The sequence below is a fragment of the Erythrobacter aurantius genome (assembly GCF_023823125.1).
Taxonomy (GTDB): domain Bacteria; phylum Pseudomonadota; class Alphaproteobacteria; order Sphingomonadales; family Sphingomonadaceae; genus Erythrobacter; species Erythrobacter aurantius.
Window position 1 is genome coordinate 1215834 of record NZ_CP090949.1, and the last position, 24359, is coordinate 1240192.

General features: G+C 61.3%; 17 protein-coding genes. 8 read left to right on the forward strand and 9 right to left on the reverse strand.

Annotation, left to right across the window (positions count from 1 at the left end):
• The first annotated feature begins 51 nt into the window (after positions 1-51).
• Positions 52-1455 (forward strand): lyase family protein, encoded by a 1404-nt coding sequence (locus L1K66_RS05770; protein ID WP_252260016.1) that lies wholly within the window; start codon positions 52-54, stop codon positions 1453-1455.
• Between the two features lie 29 nt (positions 1456-1484).
• Positions 1485-2990, forward strand: coding sequence for an SLC13 family permease (locus tag L1K66_RS05775; protein WP_407931989.1), 1506 nt, complete (start codon positions 1485-1487; stop codon positions 2988-2990).
• A 1-nt stretch (position 2991) separates the two neighbouring features.
• Here L1K66_RS05775 and L1K66_RS05780 read toward each other — a convergent pair whose 3' ends face one another.
• From L1K66_RS05780 to L1K66_RS05795, 4 genes are all read right to left on the reverse strand, one after another.
• Positions 2992-3786, reverse strand: a complete 795-nt coding sequence (locus L1K66_RS05780; RefSeq protein ID WP_252260018.1) for a hypothetical protein — start codon at positions 3784-3786, stop codon at positions 2992-2994.
• Positions 3787-4014: 228 nt separating this feature from the next.
• Entirely contained in the window at positions 4015-5043 is a 1029-nt protein-coding gene (locus L1K66_RS05785) for a tetratricopeptide repeat protein (protein WP_252260019.1), read from the reverse strand.
• A gap of 100 nt (positions 5044-5143) precedes the next feature.
• Positions 5144-5923 (reverse strand): PEP-CTERM sorting domain-containing protein, encoded by a 780-nt coding sequence (locus tag L1K66_RS05790; protein ID WP_252260020.1) that lies wholly within the window; start codon positions 5921-5923, stop codon positions 5144-5146.
• A gap of 148 nt (positions 5924-6071) precedes the next feature.
• Complete coding sequence (locus L1K66_RS05795) at positions 6072-8429, reverse strand: phytanoyl-CoA dioxygenase family protein (RefSeq protein ID WP_252260021.1); 2358 nt, start codon at positions 8427-8429, stop codon at positions 6072-6074.
• 238 nt (positions 8430-8667) lie between these two features.
• Between L1K66_RS05795 and L1K66_RS05800 the strand changes: the two genes are divergently transcribed.
• The 6 genes from L1K66_RS05800 to L1K66_RS05825 all read left to right on the forward strand — a co-directional run bounded on the left by L1K66_RS05800 (position 8668) and on the right by L1K66_RS05825 (position 17218).
• The gene (locus L1K66_RS05800; protein WP_252260022.1) at positions 8668-10644 is read left to right on the forward strand and encodes a TIR domain-containing protein; all 1977 of its coding nucleotides are present in this window, start codon (positions 8668-8670) and stop codon (positions 10642-10644) included.
• 21 nt (positions 10645-10665) lie between these two features.
• Entirely contained in the window at positions 10666-10902 is a 237-nt protein-coding gene (locus L1K66_RS05805; protein WP_034952089.1) for a hypothetical protein, read from the forward strand.
• 123 nt (positions 10903-11025) lie between these two features.
• Positions 11026-12426, forward strand: a complete 1401-nt coding sequence (locus tag L1K66_RS05810) for a serine protease (RefSeq protein ID WP_252260023.1) — start codon at positions 11026-11028, stop codon at positions 12424-12426.
• A 54-nt stretch (positions 12427-12480) separates the two neighbouring features.
• Positions 12481-14556: a hypothetical protein gene (locus L1K66_RS05815; protein ID WP_252260024.1), complete on the forward strand. Its 2076-nt coding sequence runs from the start codon at positions 12481-12483 to the stop codon at positions 14554-14556.
• Entirely contained in the window at positions 14511-15521 is a 1011-nt protein-coding gene (locus L1K66_RS05820) for an NAD(P)H-binding protein (RefSeq protein WP_252260025.1), read from the forward strand. Before L1K66_RS05815 ends, L1K66_RS05820 begins: the two co-directional genes overlap by 46 nt.
• Complete coding sequence (locus L1K66_RS05825; protein ID WP_252260026.1) at positions 15518-17218, forward strand: solute:sodium symporter family transporter; 1701 nt, start codon at positions 15518-15520, stop codon at positions 17216-17218. Before L1K66_RS05820 ends, L1K66_RS05825 begins: the two co-directional genes overlap by 4 nt.
• Here L1K66_RS05825 and L1K66_RS05830 read toward each other — a convergent pair.
• From L1K66_RS05830 to L1K66_RS05850, 5 genes are read right to left on the reverse strand one after another with little or no spacing between them, the layout of a single operon-like run.
• Entirely contained in the window at positions 17215-18138 is a 924-nt protein-coding gene (locus L1K66_RS05830) for a TauD/TfdA family dioxygenase (protein ID WP_252260027.1), read from the reverse strand. The genes L1K66_RS05825 and L1K66_RS05830 overlap by 4 nt on opposite strands.
• Positions 18131-19075: an aldo/keto reductase gene (locus L1K66_RS05835; protein ID WP_252260028.1), complete on the reverse strand. Its 945-nt coding sequence runs from the start codon at positions 19073-19075 to the stop codon at positions 18131-18133. Before L1K66_RS05835 ends, L1K66_RS05830 begins: the two co-directional genes overlap by 8 nt.
• An 18-nt stretch (positions 19076-19093) precedes the next feature.
• Positions 19094-20233 (reverse strand): Gfo/Idh/MocA family protein, encoded by a 1140-nt coding sequence (locus tag L1K66_RS05840; protein WP_252260029.1) that lies wholly within the window; start codon positions 20231-20233, stop codon positions 19094-19096.
• Positions 20230-22137, reverse strand: a complete 1908-nt coding sequence (locus L1K66_RS05845; RefSeq protein WP_252260030.1) for a beta-galactosidase — start codon at positions 22135-22137, stop codon at positions 20230-20232. The genes L1K66_RS05840 and L1K66_RS05845 overlap by 4 nt, the downstream gene beginning before the upstream one ends.
• Positions 22134-24254 (reverse strand): alpha-galactosidase, encoded by a 2121-nt coding sequence (locus tag L1K66_RS05850; RefSeq protein ID WP_252260031.1) that lies wholly within the window; start codon positions 24252-24254, stop codon positions 22134-22136. The genes L1K66_RS05845 and L1K66_RS05850 overlap by 4 nt, the downstream gene beginning before the upstream one ends.
• Positions 24255-24359 lie beyond the last annotated feature (105 nt).

Below are 24359 nucleotides of genomic sequence, written 5' to 3' on the forward strand. Positions count from 1 at the left end.
GACGCGGTCACCATAAATGCGATCTATGGTGAAAAGGACAGGGCGAGGGTGATGCAAGGCTTGATGACGCGCGGTTTTCGCGCATGTGGATCTATCGTCGCATCGCTGGCTTTGCCGGGTGCGGCCATGGCCTGTTCCCCCGGATCGGTGCGGGGCCTGTTCGAATATGACGGGCAGACCCAGATAATTCTCGATGTCGAAGCGGCGATGGCCCGCGCGCAGGCGCGTCATGGAGTGATCCCGCAGGAAGCCGCAGACGACATCACCAGCAAGGCCAGCGTCGAATTTGTGCCCGAAGAATCCTTCGACGCGCGCTATGACATTGTTCAGCACCGCATGGTCGCACTGCTCGATGTCTGGCGTGAGACGCTCAACCCCATGGGCGATCAATATGTCCACTACGGCGCGACGACCGTCGATATCTACGGAACCGCCACGATGCTGCAGGTCGATCGGGCGATCGAGATGCTCGACAGCTGCCTTGCCGAAAATATCGCTGCGATGACGCAGCTGGCGCAGGATCATTCCCAAACCCCGATGATCGGACGCACGCTGGGGCAACACGCCCAGCCCATCACATTCGGCAAGAAGGTGAGCGGCTGGATCAGCGAATATGTGCGCCATCGCCAGCGCCTTGCGGAATTACGTGCTCGGGTAAGACGCTCCGCAATCCTGAAAGGTGCGGTGGGTAATTATTCCGGGCTGGGAGACAAGGCCATCGCGGTCGAGGCGTCCTTTGCCGCCGAACTGGGATTTGACCCGCCATACGCCGCCGACTGGAACGGGACGCGCGACGTGCTGGCCGAATATGGGCTCGTGCTTGGGCTGATCGCCCGTTCGCACGAGCGGATCGGGCAGGAGGTGTTCTTGCTGATGGGTACCGATATCGGCGAAGTCAGCGAAGGGCAGGACGATGGCGTCGTCGGGTCAAGCTCGATGCCGCACAAGCGCAACCCGCAAGTCCCCGAACGCCTGATCCATGCGGGCCGGACAATACCGCGCCTTGCCGAAGTGCTGGGCGATGATGTCGTCAATTTCTTCGAGCGTGACAACACCTCGCGCCCGGCGCGCGTGGTCGAGGAAATCTCGATTGAATCGGTCAGCACCGCTCGTGCGCTGACCGGCTTGCTCGCAGGTCTGGAAGTCGATTCCGCGCAGATGCTCGAGAATATCCAGAAAACGCGAGGTTTTGCCCTGTCGCAGCAGATCGCCTTTGCCTTGGCCGATCACATGCCGCGTGTCGAAGCCGAGGCGCTGGTCAAGGAGGTGATCGAGGCGGCGTACACCAATGACGTCCCGTTCATTGATGCACTGCTGGCCGATCCGCGCGTGACCCGCCATCTTGATGCGGGCGCCCTTGAGGGTTTGATCGACCCTGCGAACATCGAAGCGCCCGCCATCGAACAGGTATGGCGCGTCATTGCCGAAACCGGCGAAACTGGAGCCGAACAATAAGCAACTCAGCAAATCTGCGCCCGGCCTCGCTGGTCTGGGGCTTTCGCCTTGGGGGAATTGTCCTTGCCCTGATTGTTCACACGCTGTTGGACGGAGCGGACATGTCGGGCGATGCGCGTGCGGTTGCCGCCATCGCGACGCTGATGGCGTTCTGGTGGATGACCGAGGCGATCCCGCTGGCGGCGACGTCGCTCTTGCCCATCGTCCTGATACCCGCGCTCACCGCGCGCAGCGTAGGCGAGACGACAGCATCCTATGCCAGCCCGATCGTCTTCCTGTTCCTTGGCGGATTCCTGATCGCGATTGCGATGGAGAAATGGGAACTGCATCGGCGGATTGCCTTGCTGACCCTCCGCCGCGTCGGGGTTTCGCCGCGCAGGATTGTGCTGGGGTTGATGCTGGCTACCGGGTTTCTTTCGATGTGGGTTTCCAACACGGCGACAACACTAATGATGCTGCCGATCGGGTTTTCGGTGCTGGCGCTGGTTTCGGGGCGGGGCATGTCGGGCGGCGGCGATGCTCCGTCGCAGATTGCGGCAAGCGCCAAAGGCGATCCGGAGATCGAGAAATTCGGCATCTGCCTGGTGCTGGCGATTGCATGGTCAGCCAGCATGGGCGGGCTGGGCACGCTGCTGGGCAGTCCGCCCAATGCGATCATTGCCGGTTATGCCGCGGACGAACTGGGCGTCGAGATCGGATTTGTCGAATGGATGCTGCTGGGCGTTCCGCTTGCCTTTTCCTTCATCCTGATCGCGTGGGTTGTGATGACCCGTAGCCTATATCGCTTCGACCTAGCCGAAATTCCCGGAGGCCGCGAACTGATCAATGCCGAGATAGCGAAGCTGGGCCGGATGAATCAGGGGGAACGAATGGTTGCCCTGGTGTTTGCTGCGGCTGCGGTGCTGTGGATCGTTCCGGGCCTGCTTTCCGGGATTCCTGCCGTCAGCGCAGCAATGCCTTGGCTGGGCAGTCTTGACGATGCCGCGATTGCCATTGCCGCTGGCCTCGCGTTGTTCTTCCTCCCGGCTGAAGGCAACAGCCGGATGGTGCTTGAATGGAAAGATGCAGAACGCGGGCTCCCGTGGGGGGTGTTGCTGCTGTTCGGAGGCGGCCTCAGCCTTGCGGGAGCTGTCGCGGGTACGGGGCTGGATGACTGGTTCGGCATGCAGGTGTCGGGCCTTGCGGCGCTGCCGGTGATCCTGCTGATCGCGGCCGTTGTCGCCATCGTCCTGTTCCTGACCGAGGTGACGAGCAACACCGCCACTGCCGCGACGTTCATTCCTGTGCTGGGCGGAGTTGCGATTGGTATCGGGGGTGATCCGATGGGCTTGCTGGTTCCGGCGGCATTGGCGGCGACCTGCGCCTTCATGCTGCCCGTCGGCACCCCGCCCAATGCAATCGCATTCAGCACGGGCGCCGTCACCATCGGTCAGATGGCACGCGGCGGATTGGTGCTGAACCTGATCGGGATCGCCCTAATCACCGGTCTGGTCTATCTGCTCGGCGGATGGGCGATGGGGTTGAGTTTCGGCTGATCTATTCGATCAGGTCGGCTGCCCCTTCGGCAATCCCGCTGTTGGAGTGAGCAACCCCTTCGATCACGCGCAATTTCCAGCCGAAGTCCCAACCATTGTCTTGCGCCAGTTGGCTCGCGCTGGCGAAGAAGTTCTGGCCGCGCTCGAACCGGTGGCGTCCTTGCCGCATCGCCTCGCGGCTGCGATTGAGCAGGCGGTGTCGGGCATCATTGTCCTGATCGCCAAGCAGCACCACGACATCCTTGGCCAGCGCCGCCTGCAGCCTTGCCTCGTTGACCGGCGTGCCATCAAGGCCGAACGGAAACGCGATCGAACGATCCGGGAATGTGTACCAGCCGGCATTGGCAAACAGGAACCGCTTCGCCCGTGCCTCCGGCATGAAATACATGAAGCGATGGACAAATTGCGACCCCGCCGAATGACCGTAAAGCGTGTAGCCGGTCTGGGTGCTGCCAAGCCGCGAGACCACTTCGTCGAACAGCGGCTCGATAACCGAGAATGTCCACTGGGCACGCGGTAGCGGCTGGCCGTTCTCGTCGAGTACGCTGCCCATGTTGTATGCGCGGGCACCGGGGAAATCCTCGTTCGAAAAACCCGGTGCGATCACGATGAAGCCATGTTCGTCCGCCCCGGCCACCCATGCGTCGCGATAATCATCGGGATTGCGGCTTGCACCGTGCATGATGATTGCGATCGGTGCGCTGCGCGGATCGATCCTGTCGGGTACATATGTCCAGACAGGAATAGAGGGGCCATGCCAGTCCGAAAACTCGAAACGGCTCTTGCCGACTTCCAAAGATGGAAGCTCGGCGGATACTGCGATTGTTTCTGAAGCAGCCTCACGGGCATGCAATGGTGCAGAGCAGGCAAGGGCAAGCCATGCACAAGTCAATGCCGCTCCCAATTTGCATGACAGCGTTTTTGGCATTGCCCACTCTCCCAACCCGAACAACTCCACGGTCTGCCCAGCGGCTTGAGCAAGCTGTGTCAGGTTGCAAAGGCCGGGACAAGCCCGATCATAAGGTTAGGCGTCGGGAAGCTGGCCCATCAGTTCGTTGGCAGCATCGGCAAAGCGCGGATCCTGAGCCAGCTGTTCGTAAAGCGTGCGGGCAATCGCGTGGTTCCCCAGTGCCGCCTCCGTCTCTGCTTCCAGCAGAGTTGAGGCGGGGAATTCGCGCTTCCATTCGGAAGGCAGCGACTGCAGGATTTCGCGCGATTTCGGCCAGTTGCCCCTGATCGCGTTGAGGCGGGCCGAGGCAAAGCGCAATTGCGGGAAGTCCGGATGTTGCGCCAGCGCCTCGTTCAGCGCAGCTTCGGCTTCGGGCAGTTGCTTCAGGTCGAGCTGCAATCCTACGACATTTGCGCGGGGGATGGCGAAATCAGGGTGGGTTTCGACCACGCGTTGATACGTTGCCAAGGCGCCTTCGAGATCGCCTGCAGCAATCAGGCTTTCACCTTGCACCAGCTGTGCTTCGTAGTGATCGGGGTCAGCTGCCAGCGCGTCTGCGATATGAAGGTCAGCGGCCTCCCAATTGCCTTCCCAGGCTGCGAGGCGCGCGGCTTTGGCGTGGAGGTCTGCCGATTGCGGGTGACGCCTCAACGCTTCGTCGATCAAGGCAATGGCCTGATCATTCTCGCCTTCCTCCATTGCCGCCCAGACCAGCAACAGATCGCGTTCTTCGGCAAGAGTGGGATAGCCCGGCCATTGTTCGATCACGTCGCGCGCTTTCCAGGCGTGACCTTGCAGGATCAGCGAACGCGCGCGCAGCGTCATCCATTCGGGAGTTTCTCCCTGTTTTGCCTCAAGTTCGCGCAAATAGCGTTCGGCGGAATAGCCATCCCCCAATTGAACCATGACCTTCGCCAGCAGCGCCGCATTTTCCGGCGTAGCCCCGTCGTGATCGCGTAGCGCCAGAAGGCCATCGCGAGCATCCATAAACCGGTTTTCCGCGATTGCGGCTTCGATCTGGGCCATGCTCGCGGGCGGAGTATCATCGCAGCCGCCGAGCATCACCGTGGCGAAAAGGAGCAAAGGGGCAAGTTTTCTGACCATGACGATCCCGCCATAACGGGAAAAGGTTAGCGGTCGCTTTCAAACAAAAAAGGGAGCCGGATCGGCTCCCTTTCTCGTTCAGCAGTCAGATTGCCACAGTTCAGGCTTCGGACTTTGCTTTCTTGCGCCGGCGCCCACCTAGCGCGGCCGCCGCGCCGAGACCGAGGATCAGCAGCGTGCTGGGCTCGGGCACCGGAGTGCCGCTCGAACCGCCGGAAGTCGAACCGCCAGAGGTAGAACCGCCCGAGCTCGATCCGGTGCCGCCCGAACTGGTCGAGGTGCCGCCAGAGGTGGAAGTGGTGCCGCCCGAAGACGAAGTAGTCGTGGTCGAGCCGCCCGAAGTCGAGGTGGTCGAACCACCGCTCGAAGTGGAGGTCGTGCCGCCGCTGGTCGAAGTCGAGGTGTAGCCACCGCTGGTCGAGGACGAAGTGCCCTTCTTCGACGAACCCTTCTTCGATCCCTTCTTGGAACCCTTCTTGGCGTCGCCACCCGTCGTGCTGCTGCCATAATAGCCGCCGCTGCTGGTCGAGCTGGCCGAACCCTTCTTCGAAGAGCCTTTCTTCGAGCCCTTCTTCGAACCTTTCTTGGCATCGCCGCCGCTGCTGGTGCCGTAATAGCCGCCGCTGCTCGAGCTGCCTGCCGAACCCTTCTTGGATCCCTTCTTGGAACCCTTCTTCGACTTCGACTTCTGAGCGACCTCATCCAGCATGTCGAGGGCGTTGAAATTGCCGTAGCCTTCGATCTCGCCGAAGTCGCTCATGGTGATGCTGCTGCCAGTCTTGGGCAGTTCCGCCGCATGGGCCGGCATTTCGATCCCGGTCACACTCATCGCAAGAGCTGCGCCGAGGAACGAGGTTTCCTTCAAACGTTGACGTTTCATCTGACTTACCCCCAAACGCTTTTTAGCGTTGAAACTGTGGCTGTTGGTCTCGTGTTGTGTTGACTGACCTAACGGAATGCCGTCCTCAAGCGCTCAGAATGCCGCGTCTCATTACGGGGCAAACACGTACCGGAATCGTTAACGCCGCTCAGGCTGCGATCGGTTTTGCGAAACGGAACAGGTCGCGATGCTGCTCGGGCACCTTCATTCTTTCGCTGTCGCTGATCCCCATCGCTGCATGGGATTCAAACGCCAGCGTGTCGTGGAACCACGGCATGGTGTAGGTGAAGTAGAGCAGCGGCCGTCCGTGCGAGGCACGGCACGGCATGCCGCCATGATACGTCCGATAATCGAACACCAGCGCGCTACCTGCCTTGGTGTAGAAGATGTGCGGATCGCCTTCCCATTCCTCGTCCTTGGCCGTCGTATGGGTGCCTTCCCAAAGCTGAGTGCCGCCAGCTTCCTCGTCGAGATCGATCAGCGGGATCAGGATGGTGGTTGCATAACAGGGGACATTGGCATTGCCCGCGTCGGTGTTGAACAGGAGAGGGTGTTCACGGTGCACATGCTGCATCCGTGCACCTTCGTAGGTGGTGACCGAACCGAAGGCGTGCAGAACGGGCTTTTCGCCCATGACCCGCTGTAACGTGTCGAGCAGGACCGGGTTGGCATAAACGCCCGGATTGTCGAACGGCTCCTGCAGGCGGATCGGCACGGTAAAGCGCTTGTCGCCGACGTTGTTGGGCTTGCCCAGCTCGCTCGATTGCCAGTCGCTGACTCTTTCATCGAGAGCGCTGCGCAATTCGGCGACAACATCGGCGTTCAACAGATCCTCGATCAGCACGACGCCGCGATCCGCAAGCAAATGGGCAGCTTTGGACACCACCTTGGGATCGCGGTTCGACACCGTCAGATGCGCATAGCTTGTCGTCTCACCCAGCGAAGGAGCTGCAGGAGCTTCCTCGAACTTGTCGGCGATCATGCGCTGGGCAGGGGCGAAATGCGGATCGAGCTTCGCAGCCTTACGAGCCGCAGTTTCCGCGCGATCCTCGTCACCGAGGTTGAAGAACGCCAGCGCCAACGCGAACAGGCGCGGGGCGCTTTCCCCGAACTCGCGAATTGCATGGTCCATCAATTGCAGCGCCTGCGCGTGGTACTCGAGCCGCAACAAGAGCTGCGCCACTCCGCAATCGAACTGGTTTTCCGAACCGTCCGGGAAGTACGCCCGGTACGCCTCCATATAGGTTTCATAGAGCTGCGCCCGGTCGATTTCCTCTTCACCCTGTTCAATGTTGAACAGCAGGTGCGGAATGCAGGCGGCGGCGACATCGGGATCGAATTTCGAAAACCGGATCAGCGCCATCGCCTGGCGGATCGACATGTCTTCGGCGGTGTTCTCGATCAGTTCGATGATCTCGTGCGCATCGTAAGGGTTGAAGTCCTTGAGCAGCGCCAGAGCGGTTTCACGCGTGCGACCGAGCGAAAGCTCCTGCCACTTCTTCTTGCCGGGCAGCGACAGCAGGCTGCAGCTGAAATTGGCGTCCTTGTGGCGCTGCGACTGCATGTCGCCGCCATAGGCGCGGAACATTTCGCCGAAGATGTGGAGGTTGGTGTAATGCGCGAAATAGGTGTCGAAGATGAGCGGGCTTTCAAGCTCGAACTCCGATGGATCTGAATAGGCAAGATCGCCAGCCAGCAGCAGCAGTGGCGTGTCGCGATCGAGGAACTTCTCGATGAATTCCATGCAGATTTGCGGGACGACGACATGGAAATCGCCCGGACGCTTCGCATAGCTGTGGATCGCTGCGTCGATGATCGGATGGCCGGTCGGCGTATCGTCTTTGATCGGGCGGCTCTGGAAACGCTCGCTGATCGACTGGAACGAGGTGATCGGCCGGTCGAGGAACTTGCGCTCGGTCGATTCCGTCTGGACGAAAACCTGTTCGATCTGGTGGTTCTTGATGCGGAACATATTGGCCGCGATTGAATCGAACAGGTAATTGGCCACGATAATGACCGGACGATCCGCGAAATCGGCGGGTTTGAATTCGCCATCCGCCTTGCGGATCACCGGATCGGGTTCGATCAGAAGCTGCGCAAAATCCAGCACGCCGCTTTCCACCAGCGGCGCAAACCGGTCCTTTTTGCGCCAACCTTCAATGTTCTTTTCAGAACCGTCGGTGAGCAGATAGGTGAATTCGGGGCAGGGATCATCGTCTGAGAAGTGGTAGTTGAACAGGCGATTGAGGAATTGCCAGGCAAACCGCCCGCTGCCGCCACCCAGTTCGATCACCACCGGAGGCTTGCTGTTCCCTTCCGCCATCAGTTCCTTGAAAAAGGATGCGACGATCGAGGCATAGGTATCGGCACAAAAGGCATTGGATGTGCTGCGCTGGGGCACGATCTTGTTGGACCAGGCGGCAGGGCCGGCTTCCATGTAGAAACGATGCAGCAGCGACCAGACGATGGATTCATCAAACCGCGTGAACTTCTGAACGATTGGCATGTGCCAGCCCCCAATGTTAACCAGTGGGTGAAAGGCAGACGGCCCATCTACGTTACACCCGATACTCCCTTCCTTAACGTTGTGGCGTAAACTATTCGTAAGCAGACCGATTGGTCAGGGCGCGCGTGCAACACGTGTGCTTTTTCGCATTGCGCGAAAGACCGGGAATCAACCATTTCCCAAGCGGTAACGTCTGGGCTAGTGTCTGAGCATTGAAGTGCAGCGATAGGGGGAATTCGTGAGCGACAACGCGCCTGCCGATGGCAAGGCGACCTCCATTTTCCTGAGCTATTCGCGCGCCGACCAGCAGCAGATCCTGCCGCTTATCTCAGCTCTGGAAAGCCATGGCTTCGATGTCTGGTGGGACGGATTGCTGAAGGGGGGCGACCGCTTCCTCCAGGTGACCGAAAACGCGCTGGAAACCGCCGACGTGGTGCTGGTGGCGTGGACCGAGACTTCCGCCAATTCCGACTGGGTGCGCGACGAGGCGACACGGGGTCGCGATCGCAAATGCCTTTTGTCGATCACGTTGGACGGCACAGAACCACCGCTTGGGTTCCGACAGATCCAGTATCTTGATGTTTCGGGCGAGGGCGACGTGCCCGATCGTCCGGGATTTGCCCGGGTGCTGGAAGCTTTGGGCAAGGCGGGAACAGCACGTCCGGATTTGCCGGCTGCGGCTTTAGGTGCCGTGCCCGTGGCTCCATCACTAGCAGAACCGGCTGTCAGCCGCCGCGCTGCCCTGATTGCCGGTGGCGCAGCACTAGCGGCGACAGCCGGTGGGGTAGTGGCATGGCAGACCGGGGCGCTGGACCCACTGTTCGGCGGTGATGCGGGGCGCCCCAACAGCATCGCGGTTATGGCGTTCGAAAACCTCTCCAACGATCCGGACCAGGAGTATTTTTCCGCCGGGCTGGCCGAAGAATTGCGCAGCATCCTGAGTCTGAACCGGCAGCTTTCCGTCGCGGCCCAGACATCGTCTGACAAATTCGCGACCGGTGATCAGACGGCAAGTGCGATTGCTTCCGCGCTGGGCGTTGCCAATGTTCTTGAAGGAAGCGTGCGGCGCGCAGGCGATCGTTTGCGTGTAAGCGTCCGATTGATCGACGGAGCAACCGATCTCGACGTCTGGTCGGACGTGTTTGATCGCGAGCTCGACGATGTGCTGTTGGTGCAGACCGAAATCGCGACCCGGGTGGTGGACTCGCTGGTCGCCAGCATTGCTGCGGGCGATCCGGCCGGGACGGCGCGGATTGGCGGTACCAACAATTCAAAGGCTCTCGATGCCTATTTGCAAGGTGCTGACCTTTACAACCGTGCGGAGGGAGACGAAGCCTCGGATCGGGCCGCACTTGCGGCGCTCGATCAGGCGATTGCGATCGATCCGGACTATGGCGCCGCCCATGCCATGCGATCACGAGTGCTGACGGCTGTTGGCAATCGCCATGCATCGGGGGAGGAACTGAAGGCCTATTATCGTAATGCGATGGAAGCGGCGCAAAGGGCAATCGAACTCGCTCCCGATCTGGCCGATGGCCACGCCGCGCTCGGTGCGGCCTTTGCAAATGGCCAGCTGGACATCGCCGCTGCGAAATCCCCTTACGAACGCAGCTTTGATCTTGGGTACGGCAATGCTCGGATATTGATGAGTTATACGCTGTTTGCTTCGTATATCGGTGCCTTTGGCAAGGGCCGCGATGCGGTTGCCCGTGCCGAACGGCTTGATCCTCTCAACGCGCCGGTGTTTCGCGCCGAGGCCGTGCTTGAATTCGCCGCAAGGGATTACCTAAAGGCGGCCGAAGCGGCGCGGCGTTCGCTTTCGCTTGATGAAGGCACCAGCATTGCAAATCGTATCCTCGGTGACATTGCCCGCTTCGAGGGTCGCAATGACGAAGCCCGCGCCTTCTACGAAAGCGAGCCGAGCCTACATGCTAAGCTGGCCGGTCTGGCCATGCTTGAACGGCAGTCTGGCAACGCCGAAGCTGCTGAGCAGGCATTCGCAGCCATGATCGAGCGTTATGGCGATAACAGCCTCTACCAACAGGCCCAGGTGCTGGCCCAATGGGGCAAAACCGAAGAGGCGTTGGCCGTGCTGGAGCGCGCCTATGCAGCAGGGGACGCAGGGCTTGTTCTGTCGCGTTCGGACCAGAATCTCGATCCTGTTCGACAATCGCAAAAGTTTGAGTCATTACTGCAACGTCTCGGTTTTGGTTGAGACGAGGAAACAGGGGTAACTATGAAGAAGAATATCCTGATGACTGCCGCCATCGCGCTTGCGACCGGTCTGGCGGCTTGCGCACCGGCTGCGGAAGAAGCTGAAGCGCCCGAAGCGACCGAAGTTGTCGAAGAAGCCACTGAAGCCGAAGCACCTGCAGAAGAAGCAGCGATGACCGGCGAAGAAACCGCTGCGACCGAAGGTGAGGGCGAAGGCGATGGTTCGCTGGATCCCGAGGGCAACCCGGTTGATCAGTAATCTGCAAGCTTTGATTTCGCATTGCCTTCGCTGGCGGAGACAATGCGCTTGAACGTCTTGCGCGATATCCAGAGGCTCGGAAGCTCGCTGCTTCTGAGCCTCTGTTGTTTTGCCTGCCTCAATTTGATCGCGCTGCCAGCGGCACACGCTCAAAGCCCGCAGGCCGATGCCGACGCCGCCTATGCCGCTATTGTCGAGGAACTGTGGGAAGACGAACAGGCAGAATTTCAGCGGTTCTACAGCAAATTGACGCCTGAAGGCGTTGCCGTGTTTTCGCGGGTCATAATGAGCATGGACGAGGGACAGCGTGGCACTCTGGCCCTGAAACTGGCCCGTTCGCCGACTGAAACCTCGAACAGCTTTCTGGCTTTGTATGACGGCTTCGCGCCTGAGGGATTCTCGGGTGCCGTGGCGCGATTGAGACAGCAGGGATACGAGAACTGGGACATCCTGCTGGCCGCACTCGCTGTTGATGGCCCAGATGCCGTGCGGCTTGAATTTGACGAAGCCCAAACGGTGCGATGCGTGGGTGTGCCTTACCGTGACGAATTCGGAAACCTGCCGGAGAATTACGAACCGCCAGAAGGTGCGAACCTGTGCAGCGAGGAACTGACGAGGTTTCGAAACACATATTTCGATACCACGCGAGCGCTGGTCAGGGGTTACCGGCTTGGGCCTGACGAGGCGCTTTATCAGGCGCAGTTCATGCTCTTCGGGCCGAGCACCGAAGCCTACAAGACGGATGACGCGCGTCTTCAGCAGCAAGAGCAATACGGGCGGCCGCTGGAAGATTGGGAAATCAATCACACCTGCGGAGCCGTCTATCTTGGAGACCGGTTCGTGCTGACCGCGGCGCATTGCGTGGTGACCAGCCTCAGCAATGAACGGTTCTTCGCCGGTCGCCGGGTGCGGCTTGGAACGCATTCGATCACGGGCATGGATAACATCATTCCGATCCGTACCGTCGTGACTCATGCAGGCTATGATCCCCGGACACTGAAGAACGACATCGCTCTGATCCAATTGGAGCACGCCCCGCGTTCGTCGCGGGTTACCGAGGTTATATTGCCATCGTCGCCGGACTATGTGCCTGAGCCGAATAATCTTCTGATGAGTGGGTGGGGTTACATGAAGCCGACGGAAAGCACGGACAATCCGCGCGCTCTCGACGGAGAGTTTCAGGCAAAGGCGGCGGAAACCTTGCAGGGTGGGAGGATCCAGGTCTTTTCGGTCGATGTGTGCAAGAACAACAGGGTCTTTCGTCGCAACCGCATTCGCATCCAGCCAGGCCAGCTTTGTGCAGGCAGCCGGGTGGGGGTCGACAGTTGCCGGGGCGACAGCGGCGGCCCGGTTGTCGAAACGCGGAGCAACACGCTGGTGGGCCTTGTGTCAGGCGGGAAGGGTTGCGGCCTTTTCAACACGCCTTCGGTCTATGTCGATATCGCCTATTATCTCGACTGGATAGAACGGGCCAAACGCCTTGCACTCAGGTCCGCTGCCCAGACACGGCGCACCGCCCCCTGATCATGGCAAAAACCGGGGTGGGCACGCGCCACACGGTTGGAATGCAATCACGAATTGCGTATCGATCCTGATCAGCTTGATCTGACCAGTCATTCGAGGTGCTGCACCATCCCTGAAGCAAGCCAACAGGACAAGTCGCAGAACGCGGCACCTCCGCTTCCGTGTGTCTCCTTTGCGATAGGGGTCACGGGCCACAGTGCCGTTCACAAGTCCTTTCCGGCTGACCCGACTGCGTTGGAGCAGGCGCTTGGCGAACTGTTCGGGCTGGTCCAGCATTTGCTCGAAGAGCGGCAGCAAGCGGTTGGTGCATCACACTTGTGCAGAGCCCGCCTGCTGACGCTGCTCAGCGACGGGGTCGATCATCTGGCGGTTCAGGCCGGAATGCAGCGTGAAAGGGAATTGATGATCCCGCTGCCTTTTGGCCGTGCGCTTAACACCGCGATCAACGCGCGGCCGGAAAGCGCGTCTGATGCCAGGGCGATATTGGCAGGCAAGGTTGCATCAGATCCCGCTGTCGCAAGCAGAGCGGGAACCATCGCCGCGTTGGCCGATCGTGGCGTCCTGTTCGAACTTGCCGACCAGGACGAGCGCCTGACCGAACTGTTCCTGCAAACCCTCGATAACCCGCAAGACGCCACTGCGGTTTCGTCGCTGGCATCGGAAACCGGGAGGCGCACAGCATTGGCCGGGCGCGTCTTGATCGAGCAGTCCGATCTGGTGATCGCCGTCTGGGACGGACTTACGACTGCCAATGCAGGAGGCACCGGCCACACCGCGCTTGCGGCGTTGAGGGAAGGGGTGCCCGTGTTGCTGGTCGATCCCGTGCGTCCAGATCAGTGGCGCGTGCTGCATTCGCCAGAGGAACTGGTGGCTCGTCCCAAGGTCTTCGACAAGGAAGAACAAGCGGCACAGCTTGCCGAGGCGATCGGAAACGCCATTGCCGCGCAACGCCCCGGCGGGGATCAGCTGGCCAATCCGATCGCAGCGCTGGAGGCTGAGCGATGGCATGATCGCAGTTCGATTGGCGGGCACGCGTTCCGCCGGGTCGAAGCCCTGTTCGGGGAAACCGGCTGGGGCCGCAAGCTGGCTTCGATAAGGCGCAGCTATGAACGCCCCGATGCCATTGCTGCGGGAAGTGGGCAGGCACTGCTGTCCACCATTGCAAGGCTGGCACCGGACAATGATCAGATTGGTGATGCGATCGCCAGACAGATCCTCACGCGATTTGCGTGGTTCGAGGCGGTTTCTTCGCGGCTTTCCGATTTTCATCGATCCGGCATGACGGTCAACTTCGTGCTGGGTGCATGCGCGATCATCGGTGGCATTCTGTACCTTCCGCTGGTGGAACCGGCACAGAAATGGATATTCGCCGGGATCGAGCTGACCTTTCTGCTGGCCATCCTGCTGAACACCGCCGCCGGTCGCCGTCTGAAGCTGCATCAGCGTTGGTTCGAAACGCGGCGCGCAGCGGAATATCTGAGGCACAGCCCGATGCTATGCGTCATGGGTGTAGCGCGCCCCTCCTCCGCCTGGCCAAGGGGGACAGGCACCTGGTGGCCCGAATGGTATGTGCGCAACGCGGTGCGCGCCGTTGGGCTGCCGCGCGCCGTCGTCGACAAGGCCTATTTGCGGCGCGCGCTTGAAGCCTTGCGCGATCATCACGTCAATCCACAGCGTGATTACCACCGCGCCAAATCGCACAGGCTGGGCCGCGCGCACCACGGGCTGGACGTGCTTTCCGAGCGGCTGTTCGTCAGCGCGGTTTTCGTGGTCGCGATCTATCTTGCGCTTGCGGCGCTCGCGGCTCTTGGGACGGTTGATCCGGACTGGCTTGCCAAGGCGGCGAAATGGTTCACCGTGCTTGCCGTGGCGCTGCCCTCTCTTGGCGGCGCGCTCGCGGGAATCCGCTATTTCGGCGATTTTGAACGTTTCGCCGAAATTTCCGAAGTCACGGCAGAGCGGCTCGACATTATCGCCTCCCGGATCGACGCCTTGCTGGCGGCACCGGACAACGCGCTGAGTTATGCGCTCGCATCCGACATCATGCGCGCGACCGACAATGTCGTATTTGCCGAGATTCAGGCATGGCAATCTGTCTTCAGCGGCAAGATCATTGCGGTTCCGGCGTGAGTGCAGAGGGGGTTGATGGCGGCGCACGGCGCGTGCTCGTGGCCGGGGCAAGCGGGACGATCGGGCGGGCTGTCGTCAAAGCCCTGGTCGAACAGGGGCACGCGGCATTCGCCTTGCTGCGCAGCGGCGCGGATCAACCAGCCGAGCTGGCAGAGGCAACAATCCTGCATGATGACTTGCGCGATCCATCGGGCCTTGGCCGATCCCTAGCGGAGCATCGCATCGATGCTGTCGTTTCATGCATCGCATCGCGCAACGGCGCGCCCAAAGACGCCGAGGCGGTGGATTTTCGCGCCAATCTCAACCTTCTCAATGCAGCCGAGCAATCTGGCGCCGATCACTTCATCCTGCTTTCGGCGATTTGCGTGCAGCGCCCGCTTCTGGCCTTCCAGCACGCAAAGATCGCGTTCGAACGGGCGCTTAAGGCATCAAGGATAAATCACACGATCGTGCGCCCGACCGCCTTCTTCAAATCCTTGTCTGGGCAGATCGACAGGGTGCTGGCGGGAAAACCATTCCTGATTTTCGGTAACGGTGAACTCACCCGTTGTAAGCCGATCAGCGATGCCGACCTTGCTCGATACATCGTCGATTGCCTGCATCTTCCCGAGCGGCGCGGTGCGACCTTGCCGATTGGCGGGCCGGGGCCTGCCATCACTCTCAAGCAGCAGGGTGAATTGCTGTTCGAGGCGGCGGGCCGTGAGCCTCGCTTCCGGACTGTTCCGGTAAGGCTGTTCGATGCGGCGGCGGGCGTTCTGTCGCTGGGTGAGCGTTATTCCGACTGGTTTGCCGAAAAGGCCGAATACGCCCGCATCGCACGCTATTACGCGACCCAAAGCATGCTGGTGCTTGATCCGGTGAGTGGAGAATACAGCGCCGAGGCGACCCCCGAATTCGGGCAGGATACGCTCATCGAACACTATCGTTCGCAAATCGCCGCGCGAACGGGGCGGGGCGCGCAATGAGCGGCGACGGGTTGTTCTTGACGCTTGCAAGCTGCGCCTTCTTCATGGCGCTGGTCGGCTGGATCAGCTGGGCAAAGACGCGCGGGACGGCGGAGACGAGGGACGGCTATTTTCTCGCCGGGCGGGGGCTGACCGCGACTTTCATCGCCGGTTCGCTGCTGCTGACCAACCTGTCCGCAGAACAACTGATCGGGCTCAACGGCTCGGCCTATGGCCATAATCTTTCGAGCATGGGGTGGGAGGTCACCGCCGCCGTTGCAACCATCGCCATGGCGCTGGTTTTCCTGCCGAAATATCTCGCCGGAGCCTTCACCACTTTGCCGCAATTCCTGAATGACCGGTTCGATGCGGACGTGCGGCGTATGTCGGTGCTGCTGTTCATGCTGGGGTACGGCCTCGTGACCATTCCCAGCGTGCTCTATTCGGGCTCGCTCGCGGTGATCGCCTTTTTCGACATTCCCGCGCTGACCGGCCTTGGGGATTTCAGTGCGCTGGTCCTGACGGTGGTGCTGATCGGCGTGATTGGCGCGATCTACGCCGTATTTGGCGGGCTGAGGGCGGTCGCGGTGTCGGATACGCTCAACGGCATCGGGCTGCTGATCGTCGGTATTCTGGTGCCTGTGCTTGGCCTGATGGCACTGGGCGATGGCAGCTTCGCGCAAGGGCTTGCCCGGCTCACCACGCAGCATCCGGAAAAGCTCAACGCAATCGGCAGTTCCACCGATCCGACGCCGTTCGGCACGATCTTCACCGGCATGATTTTCGCCAACCTGTTTTACTGGTGCACCAATCAATATGTGATCCAGCGCACGCTCGGCGCGCAAAGCCTCGCCGAAGGGCAGAAAGGCGTGCTGCTGTCGGGATTCTTCAAGATCATGGTGCCGTTCATGATGATGATCCCCGGGGTGATCGCATTCCATCTCTACGGTCCGGGGCTGGGCAGCATCGACGAAGCCTATCCGCGGCTGATACGCGATGTCCTGCCCGTTTGGCTTTCGGGCTTCTTCCTAGCCGTGCTGCTGGGCGCTGTGTTTTCTTCGTTCAATTCGCTGCTCAACAGCGCCGCGACGCTGTTCGCGCTCGACATTTATGCCCCTGCGAAAACCGCGCCTGTCGGCGATGCAGAACTGGTGCGTGTGGCAAAAATCGCGAGCGTCGTGATCGCGGTGTTTTCTTTCGCTATCGCGCCGCTGCTTTCCCTCGCGGCTGAGGGACTGTGGCAGGTGATCCGCATCTTCACCGGCTTCTACAACATCCCGACCATTGTGATCGTGATCGTCGGGCTGTTTACCGCAAGGGTTCCGGCGCTGGGTGCGAAGATCGTCATCGTATTCCATGTGGTCGCCTATGGCCTGATCCGCTTCGTCTTTGACGAAGTGATCACGCTGCATTTCATCCATCTCTATGCGGTGCTGTTCGTGATCGAGGTGGCGATCATGCTCGCTTGCGGCTGGCTGCGACCTCGCGAGGAAGCCTGGCGTTTCACGCGCGAGGAGAAAGTCGATCTGACCCCGTGGCGCCATGCGAAGCCCGCTGCAATCACGCTGTTCAGCTTTGTCGTGGCTACCTACCTGCTGTTCTCGCCTGTGGGGCTCGCCTCGACATCAGGGCCGGGATTGTTGTTCGGCATTCTGATTTCGGCGCTGGTGCTGTTCAACGCCACGGTCTGGATCGTCTCAGGCAGGCGCGCAGCCTAGGCGATCAGGCTGGCGAGCACCCGGCGCTTTCCTTCGAACGGGCGGCGACCGTGCATCACAATGAAATTGTCCACCAGCGCGACATCGCCCGTCTGCCATGCAAGATCGTAGGTCAGTTCATCAGCGATCGCGATCGGGCCTGCCATCTGTTCTGTGGTGATCGGCTCGCCATTGCCCAGAGTGATTGAACGGTTGGGATCATTGCGGCTGTCTGCCCAACCCCTGAAGGCGGCGATCAACTGGTTGAAAAAGCTTTCGCGTCCCTCGCCGACATCGCGAATGGCGGCGAGGACAGGCGTGGTCGCCCGCAGGCTGTCGTCCTCGCGCCATTCCCATTGGTATCCGAGCTCGCTCAGCCGGCGTTCCGCGCCTTCGCGGTCGGTCACGCTGAGCGTGCTGCGCCATGATCTGCCCTGGCCCGATCCCGCGTCATCGCTGCCCGGCATGACGTTGGTGTAGCGCACGCCCTCGGCCTGGACGGCGTCATAGAAATCGCGATGTTCGGCGCGGATGCGGTCCAATACCCAATCCGAACGGCATAGAGGGGTCGCGCCGCCTTTTTCCGCCGCGATCTCGCAATAGAAAAACAGCTTGGCCGGATAGAGCGGTGTTTGCGCCATTTCGTGATGCAGGAAAATCTCTGTCTTCGGGGGGGCTTCATTGGCGGTGAAGACGCGCGGCGTGACATTGGTGCGCACCGCGTTGGAAAGCGAATCTTCATAGGTGAAGCCCGTTTCTCCATACCCCTCGATCGCGGCATCGAAGGCCAGCGGATCGGGCACGTCGAACCCGCGAAACAGTAGCGTCCCCGCTTCGGCCAGCGCCGCATCGACTGCGCTCTTGTTGGCGTTCAGGAAGGCGGCAAGATCGCCTCCGCCCGGAATGATGCCGGGAAATTCTGATGTCTGCTTGTCAGTCATAGATCGGATGGAAGGTGTTGAAGGCGGCTTCGGCGAAGACGCCCGGATCGTTGAAGCGTCGGTTCTGGTTAAGTGCGCTGATCGCGGCCATTTCGACCGCGCTCAGTTCGAAATCTTCAATGTCGATATTCTCGCGCATCCGTTCGGGCTTTGAAGTCTTGGGGATCACCGCCGTTCCGCGCTGCACACCCCATTTGAGCAAAACCTGCGCCGGGGTCTTTCCGTGAGCTTGCGCTGCCACCATCACCGGCGCCGCACCCAGCAGGCTCTCGCCGCTGTCTGCCATTCCCAGCTCGAAATAGCTTTGCGCCCCCAGCGGAGAAAACGCTGTCACGTCGATGCCGTATCCGCGAGCGCAGCGGATCAGCTTTTCCTGAGTCAGATAGGGATGCGCCTCGATCTGGAGCATGGCGGGCCTGATCGTCGCATAGCTCATCAGATCATGGATCAACGCGGTGTTGTAGTTGCACACGCCGATGCGGTTCACGAGCCCTTTGTGCACCAGCGTTTCCATCGCCATCCAGGTTTCCTGCAACGGCACGGGCGCGCGCTTCATCACTGGATCGGGCGCGTCCGGATGGTGCAGCCATTCGGGCGGATAGCGGACATCGATCGGCACATATTCGAGCGCGATCGGGAAATGGATCAGATACAGGTCGAGATAGTCGAGCCGCAGGTCGGAAAGCGTCTTGCGGCATGCCTCCTCGACATGCTCGGCGGCGTGGAATGTGTTCCACAGCTTGGAAGTGACCCACACTTCCTCACGCGTCACAAGCCCTTCGGCCACGGCTTGCGACAGGCCTTCGCCGGTTTCCGCTTCATTGGCGTAATCGGCGGCGCTGTCGAAATGGCGGTATCCGGCACGCACCGCCTCGACCACGCTCGCCGCGGTGTCTTCGCTCGGGATCTTCCAGAGGCCGAAGCCGATGCGGGGCATTTCAGGGAGCATTGGTTCTCAGTCCTCGAATTGGATGTCGACAGGCAGGCCGGTCGCGATGCTTTGCTGCGCGGCGGCGCCCATCACGACGGAGCGATAGCCGTCGGATGCGTTGATCAGCGGTTTTGTGCCATGAACCAGCGCATGGTGGAAATCGCGCAGCTGGAAATAGGTTGCGCCATGATGGCTTCCGGCGTCGAGCGCGTCCTTAGGGGTTTCGACCTTTTCGGGCGCGGGGCGGACATAGCTGGCGATGCGTTGCCCCTTGTCATTGACGGCTCCGGCGCGCGGTGCCCATGCGATGGCACCGCCGGGCAGCTTCACTTCCAGCTTGCCGATCGGGCCGACGGCGCTGATCTCTTCCTGCTCCTCAGACCCTTCGGCGAACATGCACAGGTCGAGCATGGCCCGCGCCCCGCGCTTGAAATCGACCAGCACGAAAGCGTTGTCGATGACGTCGGGCACCTCCCCGCCATAGCGTTCGTCGAGGTGGTTCACATCCTGCCCGCCGCTGGCAAAGACGCGCACGGGCTCGTCCTGAAGGATGTGGCGCATCAGGTCGAAGAAGTGGCAGCATTTCTCGACCAAGGTGCCGCCGGTGTTGCGATTGAAGCGGTTCCAGTCGCCGACCTTCACCAGAAACGGAAAGCGATGCTCGCGGATGGCGAGCATGCGGATATCGCCTGCCTCGCCCGAATGCACCCGCTCGATGAAGCGCGTGACCGGCGGCATGTAGCGATATTCGAGCCCCACCCAGAACAAAGACGGATGCTGCTGTGCAAAGGCCACCAGATCGCGCGCGTCCTCCACGCTGGTGCACATCGGCTTTTCCAGAAGGACGCCATGCCATGGCTCGATATGCTGGCGCACGATGGCGTGGTGAGTGTGATTGGGCGCGGCGATGATCACCGCGTCGGGGCGCGTCATCGCCAGCATTCCTGCGGTATCCGCCCATGCGCCCACCGGATCGCTGTAGGCGCCGACCTTGTCCCCGTCTGCCCGCAGTTCTCTGGACAGCGCCAGTGCGGCATTGCGCGATCCTTCGTCCGGGTCGGCAATTCCGAGCAGCTTTGCACCGGGGATCAGCGCCAGATTGCGCATATGTTCGCGGCCCATCATGCCGCAGCCGATGATGGCATAGGTCTTGGTCGCGCTCATAGGGGCAACGCCGTAATTGAAACGCCTGCGGGGTCAATGACTTCGCCGGTCAGATCGAAGGTGATCGGCCCGGTCGAATAGTTGAAGGCAAACAGATGCGTGGCGCTGCGTCGGACGCGTAATCCTTCGGGTAGCGGAAGGAGCTCGATCCGGGCTTCATCCGCGATGCGAATGACCAACTGGTTCAACAGGGTTCCGTCCGGCCAAGCGGCGAGATAGCGGTGATTGCCGTGCGCAAACACAAGGCCGCGTCCGTCCTCCAACGCGAATTCGGGGGCAAGATCGCTTGTCACATCCTCCCGCCAGCGCACGACGCTCCAACCTTCACCGGTTTCGACAATCCCGTCGCGCAGGCTTTCGACACGGGTGATGGTGACAGGGACCAGGTCGCGCAATTCGCCGGGGGGCAGGCCTTCGGGAATGCAGAAGCTCTCGCTCTTGCTGCCCGATCTGGGGCCGATCAGCACCGGGCAAGTGAGGTTCGAGAGGCGCGATACGAACCCGTCTGGTACAATCGGCATGGTCGGGACGAAGACAGCGCGATAGTCACTCAAATCGGCATCGGGTGCGACGATATCGATATCGAGCCCGAACCCTCGGAGCGCGGAATACCATTCGTAGGCAAGCTCAAGATAGCGGAAGCTTCGCCCCTGCGGCTGGATGCCGCACACCCATGCCGCCTCGTAGGAGAACACCAGCGCCACCGGAGCCTTTGCGCATTGCTGCGGGCCGATCTTCGCGATCACGTCCGCCGCAGCGCGTGCTTCCCCGGCGGCTTCGGCATCGCTGCTGTCAGGCCGCAGCAGGCCGGCGTGCATTTGTTCCTGCGCAAACGGGGCCTGCCGCCAGCGGAAATAGCTAGTGAATTCGGCACCGTGCGCCATCGCCTCCAGCGTCCACAGCGTGACCATGCCGGGCAGCGGTGCAGGGTTGAAGCGTGCCCAGTTCACCGGGCCGGGTTGCTGCTCCATCACGCCCCAGCGGCCATTGGAACAACCGCGGTAAAGATCGTGATGGAAGGCCGCGATGTCCGGGTGGCCCTGCCGCAAATAGGCGTTCTTCTCCGCGTCGGAGAACCAGAATTGCTCCAGAAAACCCAGCGGATAGCTGTCCCATGTCGCCACATCGAGATCGCGCCCGACATCGTGGTGATCGAACTCGGTGAAGAAGCCCATGAAGTTGTGGGTGATATCGCGCCCCGGCGAATGTTCGCGCAGGATGTCCACCTGTTCGCGGTTGAATGCCACCACCTCGTCAGAGGCAAAGCGGCGATAGTCGAGCCAGTGCGCCGGGTTCGCCTCGGTCACGGTCAGATGCGGTGGATCAACTTCGGCGAAGGAGCGGTATTCCATGCTCCAGAACACATTGCCCCATGCCGTGTTGAGCGCGTCGATGGTGCCATAGCGCGCGGCCAGCCATTCGCGGAAAGCTGCCGCCGCCGCGTCGGAAAAGCTCAGCACCGTGTCATGGCAGCCATATTCATTGTCGGTCTGCCACGCCGTGATTGCGGGGTGCTGGCCATAGCGCCGGGCGATCGCGTCTGTAATGCGGCGCGATTGCTCGCGATAGCCGCGATGGCTGAAACAATAATGGCGCCGCGATCCGAAGCCACGTGGGCGGCCCTGTTCGTCCACGGCAACCATGTCCGGCATCGAATCCACCAGCCATTTGGGCGGTGTAGCGGTGGGCGTGCACAGCACCACTTCCAGCTCCTCCGCGTGCAAGGTCTCTATCGCCCGGTCGAGCCAGCCCCAGTCGAACCGGCCCGGCTCCGGCTCGATCCGGCTCCACGCGAATTCGCCGATGCGGACCATAGAAAGCCCCGTCTCGCGCATCCGGCGGGCATCGTCCGCCCAGATCGCCTCGGGCCAGTGTTCGGGGAAATAGCAGCAGCCCAGCTTCATGCGGAAACCTTCTCCAATGCGATCAACAAGGCGGTTTCGGGATGGGTGAGGGGCAAGGCGAGGCCCTGTGTCATCAGCGACCTGCCCGAAAGCGAGAAGCCGTCACGCCAGTGTCGCTTGTTCGGCAAGTACAACGCCGCCTTTTGCGGCCACGGAAGCAGCAATGTGACGCGGTAATGGGCTTCGGGATCAAGCCCCTTGAGCCTTACCGGCGCGGCGTCGAATTCCCCCGAAAAGCCGGTCTGCGCGGCAAGGGCGAGGGCGCTGGTGTCGCCCACGACAATCTGTGTGTAAACGGCGGGATCGGGGTGATCGAGGAAATGCAGATCGCCCGAATGCAGCACTTCGCGCCATTGCTTGTATAGCGCGATATGCGCCTTTAGCACTTCGCGCTCCGCCTCGCTCATCGCGCCCGGATCAGCCTCCACCCCCATGTGCCCGAACAGTGCGACCTTGGCGCGGAAATCCATGTCCGTTTGCCGCCCGGTGATCGGATTGGGTGAAGGGCCGACATGATTGCCCAGCACCTCCAGCGGCAGGAATTGCGACCAAGCACGCATGATGCGAACGCGCTCTATCGGATCGTTGTTGTCCGACGGCCAGACCCGCTGGACGCGCGACAGCACGCTGAAATCGATCCGCCCCCCGCCGCTCGAACAGCTTTCTATCTCCACCGCCGGATGCGCGGCACGCAGCCGATCGAGCAGGCGGTAGAACCCGCTGACCTGATCCGATTGCCGCGCGCCTGCGGGGAAAAGGTCGCGGTTATGATCCCATTTGAGATAGGCGATGGCGTGATCGCGCAGCAGCGCGTCCAACCGCTCGAACAGATAATCGCGGACCTCTTGCCGGGTCAGGTCGAGTACAAGTTGGCCGCGCATGGTCGGGCGATCCCGCCCTTCGAGATGGAGGCACCAGTCGGGATGCGCGCGATAGAGATCGCTTTCGGGAGAGACCATTTCCGGCTCGACCCACAGGCCGAAATCCATGCCCAGCGCGTGCACCCGTTGGATTAGCGGATCGAGCCCGTGCGGGAAGACATCAGCCGACACGAACCAGTCGCCAAGGCTGCTCTGGTCATTGCGCCGTCCACCGAACCAGCCATCGTCCAGCACGAAGCGTTCCACGCCAATCTCTGCGGCGCTTTCAGCCAGCGCGATCAGGCCGCTTTCGGAAAGATCGAACGCCAGTGCCTCCCACGAATTGAGATGCACCTTGCGCGGCCCCCAGTTCGGCCGTCCGCGCAGGACGTGTCCGCGCGCATGGCGGTGGAATGCATGGGCGAGCTCCGACCTGTTCTGACCCAGCGCAAACAGAACCGGCGGCGCGCCAAACGCGCCTTGCGGCTTGATAACCTCGCCCCCGTCAGGAAAGGCCGCTCCCATCTGGAGTATGGCGCGTCCGTCTGCCGATCCGATATTGTCGCATTCGATCCGGGTATCGTGATCCCCGCTTGAGGCGAGATGGAACCCCAGCACTTCTTCGCCACCGTCGGCGTGCAGCAGCAGCCAGTTGCCGCCGCCAAATCCGGGCTTTCCCCCGGCAGAGCGGCGCGCAAATCCGTTGGGCGCAATCGGCTGGCGGCTTTCGCGCATTTCGCCGGCCCATCTCCCGCTGAATGCGGTGAAGTCGGCAAAGCGGCGCGGGATCGGCATGCTGATCGAGGCAAGCCGTTCAAGCACAATCGGCTCGGCATTCTCGTTCCAGCCGTCGCTGTCGCAGAATACGGTGTCGCTGCCCTTTATCGCCCAATGCGTCGACAGGTGGATATTGGCCTGCGCATCGGCAAACCTGCAGGTAAGCTCGCTGCCTTCGTGAAACCAGGAAATCAGGCGCAAATCGGTGTGCAGTGGCTCTCCCGAAATACGGCGGAAGCTGGCCACGGGGCTGCCCTGCCAGCCATGGCCAGCTTGCGGGACGATACCCGGCACAGGCGGCGTGTCAGCCTGGTTTTCGTGCCGCCCACGCATGGTGGAATGAGCGAGCGCGGCAAGATCTTCACCTTCGGGCAGGCGCGCGCCGAGGTAGACGACATCCGCCGTCCCGCCTTCGACCAATGCAAAGACCAGCGTTTTCGCGGCGCCATCTAGCCGCACATGGTGCACGCCTTGGGTCAAAATGATCGTCCCGCCCTTTTTTCCTTCCCCCGTGCAGATGCGAAAAACCGCACTTGCCCGCTCGTTGGCGTTCGGCTCTAACCGCGCAAACCCCGCGCGCAAAGC